The organism is Aliidiomarina haloalkalitolerans, from assembly GCF_003987315.1.
GTDB lineage: Bacteria > Pseudomonadota > Gammaproteobacteria > Enterobacterales > Alteromonadaceae > Aliidiomarina > Aliidiomarina haloalkalitolerans.
Genome location: NZ_PIPI01000011.1, coordinates 24,636 through 34,761, shown reverse-complemented (window position 1 = coordinate 34,761; position 10,126 = coordinate 24,636). Strand labels below are relative to the sequence as shown.

18 protein-coding genes and 1 rRNA gene are annotated in these 10,126 nt (G+C 46.6%); all 19 read right to left on the bottom strand.

The features are described 5' to 3' along the window. Window positions 1-102 (bottom strand): 16S ribosomal RNA (locus tag CWE06_RS11850); the annotation flags it as partial. Window positions 103-851: 749 nt separating this feature from the next. Beyond that, a complete protein-coding gene (locus tag CWE06_RS11845; protein WP_126794559.1) occupies window positions 852-1,337 on the bottom strand; it encodes a YajQ family cyclic di-GMP-binding protein in 486 nt (161 codons plus the stop codon). A gap of 184 nt (window positions 1,338-1,521) precedes the next feature. After that, window positions 1,522-1,923, bottom strand: coding sequence for a 50S ribosomal protein L17 (gene rplQ, locus CWE06_RS11840; RefSeq protein WP_126794556.1), 402 nt, complete (start codon window positions 1,921-1,923; stop codon window positions 1,522-1,524). Between the two features lie 50 nt (window positions 1,924-1,973). Further along, window positions 1,974-2,963 carry a DNA-directed RNA polymerase subunit alpha gene (locus CWE06_RS11835; protein ID WP_126794553.1) on the bottom strand — a complete coding sequence of 330 codons (990 nt, stop codon included), beginning with the start codon at window positions 2,961-2,963 and terminating at the stop codon, window positions 1,974-1,976. A gap of 25 nt (window positions 2,964-2,988) precedes the next feature. Beyond that, entirely contained in the window at window positions 2,989-3,609 is a 621-nt protein-coding gene (gene rpsD / locus CWE06_RS11830) for a 30S ribosomal protein S4 (protein WP_126794551.1), read from the bottom strand. Window positions 3,610-3,639: 30 nt separating this feature from the next. Next, window positions 3,640-4,029: a 30S ribosomal protein S11 gene (rpsK, locus tag CWE06_RS11825; protein ID WP_126777767.1), complete on the bottom strand. Its 390-nt coding sequence runs from the start codon at window positions 4,027-4,029 to the stop codon at window positions 3,640-3,642. Window positions 4,030-4,041: 12 nt separating this feature from the next. Continuing rightward, on the bottom strand, window positions 4,042-4,398 hold the full coding sequence (gene rpsM / locus CWE06_RS11820) for a 30S ribosomal protein S13 (protein WP_126794549.1): 357 nt from the start codon (window positions 4,396-4,398) through the stop codon (window positions 4,042-4,044). Between the two features lie 136 nt (window positions 4,399-4,534). Further along, window positions 4,535-4,648, bottom strand: a complete 114-nt coding sequence (gene rpmJ, locus CWE06_RS11815; RefSeq protein ID WP_072155090.1) for a 50S ribosomal protein L36 — start codon at window positions 4,646-4,648, stop codon at window positions 4,535-4,537. A 24-nt stretch (window positions 4,649-4,672) separates the two neighbouring features. Beyond that, window positions 4,673-6,001: a preprotein translocase subunit SecY gene (gene secY, locus CWE06_RS11810; RefSeq protein WP_126794547.1), complete on the bottom strand. Its 1,329-nt coding sequence runs from the start codon at window positions 5,999-6,001 to the stop codon at window positions 4,673-4,675. Between the two features lie 7 nt (window positions 6,002-6,008). Continuing rightward, window positions 6,009-6,443 carry a 50S ribosomal protein L15 gene (gene rplO, locus CWE06_RS11805; RefSeq protein WP_126794545.1) on the bottom strand — a complete coding sequence of 145 codons (435 nt, stop codon included), beginning with the start codon at window positions 6,441-6,443 and terminating at the stop codon, window positions 6,009-6,011. Between the two features lie 3 nt (window positions 6,444-6,446). Beyond that, the gene (rpmD, locus tag CWE06_RS11800; RefSeq protein ID WP_126794542.1) at window positions 6,447-6,629 is read right to left on the bottom strand and encodes a 50S ribosomal protein L30; all 183 of its coding nucleotides are present in this window, start codon (window positions 6,627-6,629) and stop codon (window positions 6,447-6,449) included. Between the two features lie 6 nt (window positions 6,630-6,635). Next, a complete protein-coding gene (gene rpsE, locus CWE06_RS11795; RefSeq protein ID WP_126794540.1) occupies window positions 6,636-7,136 on the bottom strand; it encodes a 30S ribosomal protein S5 in 501 nt (166 codons plus the stop codon). A gap of 9 nt (window positions 7,137-7,145) precedes the next feature. Further along, complete coding sequence (gene rplR, locus CWE06_RS11790) at window positions 7,146-7,499, bottom strand: 50S ribosomal protein L18 (RefSeq protein ID WP_126794537.1); 354 nt, start codon at window positions 7,497-7,499, stop codon at window positions 7,146-7,148. Window positions 7,500-7,508: 9 nt separating this feature from the next. Continuing rightward, window positions 7,509-8,042 carry a 50S ribosomal protein L6 gene (gene rplF, locus CWE06_RS11785; RefSeq protein ID WP_126794535.1) on the bottom strand — a complete coding sequence of 178 codons (534 nt, stop codon included), beginning with the start codon at window positions 8,040-8,042 and terminating at the stop codon, window positions 7,509-7,511. Between the two features lie 13 nt (window positions 8,043-8,055). After that, on the bottom strand, window positions 8,056-8,448 hold the full coding sequence (rpsH, locus tag CWE06_RS11780; RefSeq protein WP_126794533.1) for a 30S ribosomal protein S8: 393 nt from the start codon (window positions 8,446-8,448) through the stop codon (window positions 8,056-8,058). Window positions 8,449-8,474: 26 nt separating this feature from the next. Beyond that, window positions 8,475-8,780 (bottom strand): 30S ribosomal protein S14, encoded by a 306-nt coding sequence (gene rpsN, locus CWE06_RS11775; RefSeq protein WP_126794530.1) that lies wholly within the window; start codon window positions 8,778-8,780, stop codon window positions 8,475-8,477. 11 nt (window positions 8,781-8,791) lie between these two features. Continuing rightward, on the bottom strand, window positions 8,792-9,331 hold the full coding sequence (gene rplE, locus CWE06_RS11770) for a 50S ribosomal protein L5 (RefSeq protein WP_126794528.1): 540 nt from the start codon (window positions 9,329-9,331) through the stop codon (window positions 8,792-8,794). Between the two features lie 19 nt (window positions 9,332-9,350). After that, window positions 9,351-9,665: a 50S ribosomal protein L24 gene (gene rplX, locus CWE06_RS11765; protein WP_126794525.1), complete on the bottom strand. Its 315-nt coding sequence runs from the start codon at window positions 9,663-9,665 to the stop codon at window positions 9,351-9,353. A 10-nt stretch (window positions 9,666-9,675) separates the two neighbouring features. Continuing rightward, window positions 9,676-10,044 (bottom strand): 50S ribosomal protein L14, encoded by a 369-nt coding sequence (rplN, locus tag CWE06_RS11760; RefSeq protein ID WP_007419221.1) that lies wholly within the window; start codon window positions 10,042-10,044, stop codon window positions 9,676-9,678. Between the last annotated feature and the right edge of the window lie 82 nt (window positions 10,045-10,126).

The window sequence follows — 10,126 nt, the reverse complement described above, 5'->3', positions numbered from 1 at the left end:
CGCTCGTCATCTTCTAGCAAGCTAGAAATGTTACCGCTCGACTTGCATGTGTTAGGCCTGCCGCCAGCGTTCAATCTGAGCCATGATCAAACTCTTCAATTTAAGATTTTGATGCAAAGTTGGATTCATTTAAGAATCCGGCTCAACTCAATCGAATTTTTGGTTACTTATATAAGCTACCTGCTTTCAAAAGTGCTGAACCAGTTACTACCGAAGTAGTCGCTACCGAAGTAGCTTTTGGTCGATGCAGTTCTGATGCAAGTGCCCACACAGATTGCTTGGCTTGATATATTGTTAAAGAACGTTTTGCTTCGGAGCTTGCCGAAGCAGGGAAGCGAATTTTACGCTACCGGAATTTTAAGTCAAGGCCGTTTCGATCTTTTTTTGATCTCGCTCAAACTGAGCGACGTCTTGGACTTGCTGCTGCCAAGTTCTCCCTGACAACGGAGGCGCATTATAGAGATCATTCCGTGGGGTTCAAGATCTTTTTTGAGTTTTTTTTCTGATTGCTTGTTTTTTCATCGAAACGTACAGAAAGTCAACGAAATCAATGCGGTTTTAACATTGAGATAACATATTCTCGTTATCTCACGGTTACCACTCTTGGTACTTAGGCTGGGTTAAAGATAAGGAAATAAGCTGTTATGCAGATTAAAACTTGCATTTAACCGAAATAAATTAGCATTTGTTACTAAGACCGTTTGGTAATTTGAATCAAGATAGGCTTAAAACATTCGAGCTCTGTTGAGTATGTCACTCATACAGAGCTCGGCGCTTGATCATTTTGTGCAGAATAACTTGCCCAACACTATTGCATGTCAGCTACTAACAGCATGAACACCCGTTAGTGATTAATCGCGAAAGTTTTCAAATTGCAATGGCAACTCAATATCGGAATTCTTCAATAGCGCAATCGCCTCTTGTAAGTCGTCGCGCTTCTTACCGGTAACTCGAACTTTGTCACCTTGAATCGAAGCTTGCACTTTAATCTTGCTCTCTTTTAAAAGCTTAATCATTTGTTTGGCTAACGGCTGGTCAATGCCCTGCTTAAACTCAACGTCTAAACTAAAGGTCTTCCCGCTATGGGTTGACTCATCATCAATCTCAGCGCCGGCTAATGTAATTCCACGCTTGGTACACTGGCTTCGTAACACTTCGAGTAACTGCTTAACTTGGAAATCTGATTCACTTTTCAATGTGACAGTTAACTCTTTCAGTGACACCTCTGCTAACACACCACGAAAATCGAATCGGTTGCCGATTTCTCGTTCGGTATTATCAACTGCGTTTTTCAGTTCTACCTTATCGATTTCGGAAACAATATCAAAACTAGGCATGTCTTTTCCTTCTTTATACGTTGTTGTATTCCAGCTCAATGCGCCGAGTTAATCTGTCGTTGAACTGAAATTAAAGATAAACAATGTTGCATACAGTAGTGCGAGTCTACAAGAATCTTTGGCAAATGCCACGATCAAAAACGGGACCACAAGGGTCCCGTCTTTTGAATCGTCGTTCAGTAGCTTATTCTTCAGTCGCTACTTCTTCAACGGTTTCTTCTGCGTTAACAGGTCGATCAACTAACTCGATGAAAGCCATCGGTGCGTTGTCACCAGCGCGGAAGCCACATTTCAGAATGCGGGTGTAACCACCAGCACGCTCTGCGAAACGTGGGCCAAGCTCGTTAAACAGCTTACCAACTACTTCTTTGTCACGAGTGCGAGCAAACGCTAAACGACGGTTTGCAACGCTATCCTGTTTTGCCAATGTAATCAAAGGTTCGATTACGCGGCGCAGCTCTTTCGCTTTTGGCACAGTGGTTTTGATCACTTCGTGACGAACCAATGAGCTAGCCATGTTACGGAACATAGCCTGGCGATGGCTGCTGTTACGGTTAAGTTGACGACCACTCTTACGATGGCGCATACCAATACCCTTCTCAGTAAATCTTCTACCTAGGTGACCTCAAGGTCGCCTTAGTCATTATCCAACAGGCTTGCAGGTGGCCAATTTTCTAGGCGCATACCTAATGACAAACCACGTGAAGCTAAGACGTCCTTAATCTCGGTCAACGATTTCTTACCAAGGTTTGGAGTCTTCAACAGCTCTACCTCGGTGCGCTGAACCAGATCACCAATATACTGAATCGCTTCTGCTTTCAGACAGTTCGCAGACCGGACAGTCAGCTCGAGATCGTCTACAGGACGAAGAAGAATCGGATCAAACTCCGGCTTCTCTTCCTTCTCTTCTGGCTCGCTTACGTCACGTAATTCAACAAACGCTTCTAGCTGTTCAGCTAAAATAGTTGCTGCACGACGAATCGCTTCTTCTGGATCGATAGTACCATTGGTTTCCATATCGATAACCAGTTTGTCCAAATCTGTACGTTGCTCAACACGCGCCGCTTCGACGTTGTAAGCAATACGTTCTACTGGACTAAATGAAGCGTCTACCAAAAGACGACCGATAGAACGGTCTTCGTCTTCATTCTGCTGACGAACATTTGCTGGGACGTAACCACGACCGCGTTCAACTTTAAGGCGCATTGAAAAATCAACATCACCAGTCAAAGTACAAATTAAGTGGTCTGGATTACAGATTTCAACGTCACCATCGGTAACGATGTCAGCTGCAACAACTTGACCAGCACCAGACTTAGATAAAGTTAACGTAGCTTCGTCTTTGCCGTTCAGTTTGACAGCGAGACCTTTCAGGTTCAGCAGGATTTCAATGATGTCTTCCTGCACACCTTCTTTCGTGCTGTACTCATGCTGTACGCCATCAATCTCTACTTCAGTTACCGCACAACCCGGCATTGAAGAGAGAAGGATACGACGCAGCGCATTACCCAGCGTATGACCAAATCCACGCTCCAACGGCTCAAGAGTTACTTTCGCGCGGTTGGTGCTGATTTGCTCGATATCGACGAGCCGCGGTTTCAGAAATTCGGTTACAGAACCCTGCATTGTGTCCTCTCTTTATGCTGAGGCCTTACTTAGAGTAAAGCTCTACGATCAACTGTTCGTTAATGTCTGCAGATAGGTCAGTCCGCTCTGGGAGACGTTTGAAAACACCAGATAATTCTTTGGCGTCAACTTCTACCCAAGTTGGCTTCTCACGCTGCTCTGCAAGCTCTAATGCAGCGCCAATACGCGCTTGCTTTTTAGCTTTTTCGCGAACGCCGACCACGTCTTCAGGTTTAACCTGATACGATGGAATGTTCACAACGCGACCGTTAACTACGATTGCTTTGTGACTTACCAACTGACGTGCTTCAGCACGAGTTGATGCAAAGCCCATCCGGTATACTACGTTGTCAAGACGCGACTCAAGCAGTTGCAGCAGGTTTTCACCAGTGTTGCCTTTCAAGCGCGCAGCTTCTTTGTAGTAGTTGCGGAATTGCTTCTCTAGTACACCGAAAATACGGCGAACTTTTTGTTTTTCACGTAACTGAAGACCGTAGTCAGACAGACGACCGCGACGGGCGCCGTGTTGACCTGGTGCATTCTCCAGCTTACATTTTGAATCGATCGCGCGAACACCGCTCTTGAGGAACAGGTCAGTTCCTTCGCGACGACTCAGTTTGAGTTTTGGACCCAAATATCTAGCCATGTTCTTTCTCCAACTATCGTTTCACGCCAATTAAACGCGACGTTTCTTAGGCGGACGACAACCGTTGTGAGGAATTGGTGTCACATCGGTAATGTTTGTGATTTTGTAACCGACCGCGTTCAGGGCACGAATCGAAGATTCACGACCTGGACCTGGTCCTTTCACGAACACTTCCAGATTCTTCAAACCATATTCCTTCGCCATTTCACCTGCACGTTCTGCTGCTACCTGAGCTGCGAACGGAGTTGATTTACGTGAGCCACGGAAACCTGAACCACCTGCGGTAGCCCAAGATAAAGCGTTGCCCTGGCGATCGGTGATAGTCACGATCGTGTTGTTGAAAGACGCATGGATATGCGCCATTCCGTCGGTCACTTGCTTTTTAACGCGCTTCCGAGTACGAGTAGGTGCTTTAGCCATTATCGCTTCTCCTTACTTCTTAATCGGTTTACGCGGACCTTTACGGGTGCGCGCATTAGTTTTAGTGCGCTGACCACGTAGAGGTAAGCTGCGACGATGACGAAGGCCACGGTAACAACCGAGGTCCATCAGACGCTTAATGTTCATAGAAACTTCACGACGCAGGTCACCTTCTACAGCGTATTTGGCAACTTGCTCACGAATTACGTCAATTTGTTCCTCTGACAAAGTGCTTAGTTTCGTATCTTCTGCGATACCAGCAGCAGCACAGATCGCTTTAGAGCGAGTCAGGCCGACACCGTAAATCGAAGTCAATGCGATTACAGCATGTTTATTGTCAGGGACGTTAATGCCAGCTATACGGGCCACTAACATTTCTCCTATAGTTTAATGGGCACCAGTTGAAAAGCCCGTTAGGATACTCAACCGGTTTACTTTTTGCAAATGCAAATTTTGCAAATACAAATATCACAGTCCGGATGTTATTCCGGACTGTGAAACTTACTTAACCCTGCCGTTGCTTATGCTTTGGGTCAGTACAAATTACACGAACAACGCCGTGACGTTTGATGACCTTGCAGTTCCGGCAGATCTTCTTAACGGAAGCACGTACTTTCATTGCTAGTCTCCGTAACCAACGACCTTAGCGGCCGTAGCCCTTAAGGTTCGCTTTTTTCAGTACCGACTCATATTGATGAGACATCAAATGAGTTTGTACCTGAGCCATGAAATCCATGATAACAATGACGATAATCAACAGCGAAGTGCCGCCGAAGTAGAACTGAACGTTCCACGCAATCATCATGAATTCAGGAATCAAACAAATAAATGTTATATACAGAGCGCCAGCCAGAGTCAGTCGCGTCATTACTTTGTCGATGTAGCGCGAGGTTTGCTCACCCGGGCGGATACCTGGGATAAACGCACCTGACTTCTTCAAGTTGTCTGCTGTATCGCGTGGGTTAAATACCAACGCAGTATAGAAGAAACAGAAGAAGATAATCGTTGCAGCGTACAGCATGACATATAACGGCTGTCCAGGAGACAGAGTTAAAGAAATGTTCTGTAACACTTGCGCAACGCCGCCTTCACCTTGACCAAACCATGAAGCCATGGTCGCTGGGAACAAGATGATGCTCGACGCGAAAATCGGTGGAATTACACCCGCCATGTTAACTTTCAATGGCAAATGTGAACTCTGAGCGGCAAAAACTTTACGACCTTGCTGACGCTTGGCGTAGTTTACCACAATCCGACGCTGTCCGCGCTCTACAAATACAACAAAATAAGTAACCGCCAAAACGATTACACCGATTAACAACAGTAACAACAAGTGCAGGTCGCCCTGACGTGCTTGTTCCGCTGTTTGACCGACTGCTGAAGGCAAGCCTGCAACAATCCCGGCGAAGATGATAATTGAAATACCATTGCCTATGCCACGTTCGGTAATCTGTTCACCTAACCACATTAAGAACATGGTTCCGGTGACCAAACTGACTACCGCGGTGAAATAGAACGGGAAACCAGGGTTGATAACCAAACCTGGAATCAAGTTCGGCAACCCAGTTGCAATCCCAATGGATTGCATGGTTGCCAGCACTAGAGTACCCCAACGCGTGTATTGACTGATCTTACGACGCCCTGCTTCACCTTCTTTCTTAAGCTCTGCTAGCTTTGGATGAACCACTGCCATCAGCTGCATAATAATCGAAGCTGTGATGTAAGGCATAATGCCTAACGCAAGGATCGAAGCACGCTCCAGAGCACCACCGCTGAACATGTTAAACATGGCAACGATAGTACCCTGTTGCTGTGCAAATAAATCAGCTAATACGGCTGCATCTATCCCAGGAATCGGCACAAAAGAAGCGGCACGAAAAACAATAATCGCACCAAGCACAAACAGAAGACGGGTCTTCAGTTCTGACAAACCACCTTTTGCGCTGGTTTTTTCCAATCCTGGTCTAGCCATGAGTCAATTATCCTTCGACTTTGCCGCCGGCCGCTTCGATTAACTCGAGCGCACCTTTAGTGACTTTAATGCCCTGTACAGTAATAGCACGGTTGATTTCACCAGACTTGATGACTTTAACGAACAAAATGTTCTTCTTCACCAGACCTGCTTCTTTCAGCGTGTCTAAAGTCGCAGTTTCACCAGCTACTTTAGCTAGTTCACTCAGGGTTACTTCTGCTGTTTGCATCGCTTTACGTGAAGTAAAACCGAATTTAGGCAAACGGCGTTGTAAAGGCATTTGACCGCCTTCGAAACCTGGTTTCACGCTTCCGCCTGAACGAGATTTCTGACCTTTGTGACCACGACCACCTGTCTTGCCAAGTCCTGAACCAATACCGCGACCTAAGCGCTTCTTAGCAGTCTTCGCACCAGGTGCAGGAGAGAGAGAATTCAAAAACATGTCTTACTCCTCTACCTTAACCATGTAGTTAACCTTGTTAATCATACCGCGAACAGAAGGAGTATCTTCTAATTCAACTGTGTGATTAATGCGGCGCAGACCCAAACCAACCAATGTAGCCTTATGCTTTGGTAAGCGGCCGATTGAGCTTTTGGTTTGAGTTACTTTAATTGTCTTGTTCGCCATTGTTCACTACCCCACGATTTCTTTAACAGAAAGTCCGCGTTTCGCAGCGATCTGCTCTGGAGAGTTCATTGCCTCTAGAGCTTTGATCGTTGCACGAACAACGTTAATTGGGTTGGTTGAACCGTAAGCCTTTGACAGAACGTTATGAACGCCAGCAACTTCCAGAACGGCGCGCATTGCACCACCGGCAATAATACCGGTACCTTCAGAGGCTGGTTGCATGAATACGTTCGAGCCAGAGTGACGACCTTTAACAGGGTGTTGCAACGTACCGTTGGTTAACTCTACAGTCACCATGTTACGGCGTGCTTTTTCCATTGCTTTCTGGATAGCAGCAGGCACTTCACGTGCTTTGCCGTAACCGAAACCAACTTTACCCTGGCCATCACCTACCACAGTCAGCGCAGTAAAGCTAAAGATACGACCACCTTTAACAACTTTAGAGACGCGGTTAACTGTGATGAGCTTTTCCATCATTTCACCGTTTTGAGCTTCATGATTTGCCATTTTCGTCTCCTAGAACTGCAGTCCTGCTTCACGGGCAGCATCTGCCAGTGCAGCAACACGACCATGGTATTTGAAGCCACTGCGATCGAAAGATACAGACTCAACGCCTTTCTCTTTACCACGCTCAGCAATCAACTTACCGACGAATTTTGCGGCTTCCACGTTACCCGTGCTCTTTAACTGCTCTTTAACCGCACCTTCTACAGTAGAAGCTGTCGCTAATACTTCAGAACCACTAGCTGCGATCAATTGAGCATAGATATGCCGCGGGGTACGGTGAACCACCAGACGGGTCGCACCCAACTCTTGAATTTTCTTACGCGCGCGAGTAGCACGACGTAAGCGAGCTGATTTCTTGTCCATCGTATTACCCTATTTTTTCTTGGCTTCTTTACGGCGCACTTGCTCGTCGCTGTAACGTACACCTTTGCCTTTGTAAGGCTCTGGTTTACGGTACGCGCGAATATTAGCAGCTACTTGACCAACTAACTGCTTATCAGCGCCCTTCACTACAACCTCAGTTTGAGTTGGAGTTTCAACGGTAACACCCGCTGGAACGTTGAACTCAACTGGGTGAGAGAAGCCCAGGCTCAGATTTAATTTATTACCTTGAGCTTGTGCACGATAACCAACACCTACTAGGTTCAGTTTACGTACGAAGCCTTGGGTAACCCCGACAACCATGTTATTCAACAATGCACGAGCAGTACCTGCTTGAGCAACTGCGTTAGCCATACCTTCGCGAGGTGCGGCGCGCAATTCTTGATCAGCAGAAACAACTTCTACTGCATCATTAAAAACACGAGTCAAAGTACCTTGAGTACCTTTAATTGTTACTTCCTGACCGTTCAACGTAACTTCAACGCCGGCAGGGATAGCAACAGGTGCCTTAGCAACGCGTGACATATCCTACCCTCCGTTACGCTACGTAGCCGATGATCTCACCACCGAGTCCTGCTTTACGCGCAGCACGGTCGGTCATCAGGCCCTTAGACGTGGAAATAACTGCGATACCGAGACCACCCATAACTTTAGGTAGTTCGTTACGCTTCTTATAAATACGCAGACCAGGACGGCTTACACGCTGAATTGATTCGATGACAGGCTTGCCTTCGAAATACTTCAGGGTGATTTCCAACTCTGGCTTCACGCTATCTGCTACTTTGAATCCACTGATGTAACCCTCGTCTTGCAGAACTTGTGCAATTGCTTGCTTCTGCTTCGACGCTGGCATCACCACTGCAACTTTGTTCGCAGACTGAGCGTTGCGAATGCGTGTAAACATATCCGCAATTGGATCTTGCATGCTCATTTTTGCTTTCTCCCGTGATTGGTGGCTTACCAGCTAGCTTTTTTCAAGCCAGGAATTTCACCGCGCATTGCTTTTTCACGAACCTTAATACGGCTCATGCCAAACTTGCGCAGCACACCATGTGGACGACCAGTCACACGGCAGCGGTTACGCTGACGTGAACGACTGCTATCACGAGGAAGCTTCTGAAGTTCCAGAACGGCTTCCCAGCGTTGCTCGTCTGAGGTCGCTGGATTGCTAATAGTAGCTTTCAGTGCGCGGCGTTTTTCAGCAAACTTTTCAGCTAGCTGTTGACGCTTAAGTTCGCGCATTTTCATAGAAACTTTTGCCATAACTCTACACCTTACTTTTTAAACGGAAAGTTAAAGGCAGCCAGCAATGCACGAGCTTCATCGTCGCTCTTTGCACTGGTAGTGATCGTGATATCCAAACCACGTACCCGGTCAACTTTGTCATAGTCGATTTCTGGGAAAATGATTTGCTCACGAACGCCCATGCTGTAGTTCCCGCGACCGTCAAACGACTTCGGATTTAAACCACGGAAGTCACGAATCCGAGGAATCGCAATAGAGATCAGTCTCTGCAGGAAATCCCACATGTGCTCGCCGCGTAGAGTTACTTTACAACCAATCGGGAAGCCTTCACGGATTTTGAAGCCAGCAACTGATTTACGAGCAACAGTGCGCACAACTTTTTGGCCAGTAATGGCTTCTAAGTCGGCAACTGCGTTGTCGAGAATCTTTTTGTCTGCTAATGCTTCGCCAACACCCATGTTGAGTGTGATTTTTTCAATCCGAGGGACTTGCATGACACTGGTGTAGCTGAACTGTTTCATCAGTTCAGGAACTACAGTCTCTCTGTAAAAATCATGCAGTTTCGCCATCGTATACTCCAAATATTAATTAGATGATTTCATTATTCGATTTGAAGAAACGGACTTTTTTGCCGTCTTCGAATCGGAAACCAACTCGATCTGCTGTGCCAGTCGCTGGGTTGAAGATCGCAACATTAGAAACATGAATTGGGGCTTCTTTTTCAATAATGCCACCTGGTTCATTCAGAGACGGATTAGGTTTCTGATGTTTCTTAATTACGTTAATACCTTCAACTACAACGCGATTAGTACCGGTAGAAACTGAAAGCACTTTACCGCGCTTCCCTTTGTCTTTACCTGCTAACACAACTACTTCGTCATCACGTCTGATTTTTGCCGCCATTGTCGACTCCTTATAGTACTTCTGGCGCCAGCGAAATGATCTTCATGAATTGCTCACCGCGCAATTCACGAGTCACCGGGCCAAAGATACGGGTCCCAATTGGCTGTGAGTTGTTGTTCAAAATCACAGCCGCGTTGCGGTCAAAACGGATAACAGAGCCGTCTTGACGACGGACGCCTTTCCGGGTGCGAACCACCACCGCATTATAAACATCGCCTTTCTTCACCTTGCCACGAGGAATTGCTTCCTTCACTGACACTTTGATGATGTCGCCAATGTTTGCATAACGGCGGTGCGAACCACCTAGAACCTTAATACATTGTACGCTGCGTGCGCCAGAGTTGTCGGCCACGTCCAGCATAGTTTGCATCTGGATCATCTCAGTGCTCCGCTTGAGTTAGTAAACCAGACTCTCCCGAGTCCATATAAACCTCCAAACTGCTCTTCAGTAAGGAGAACCC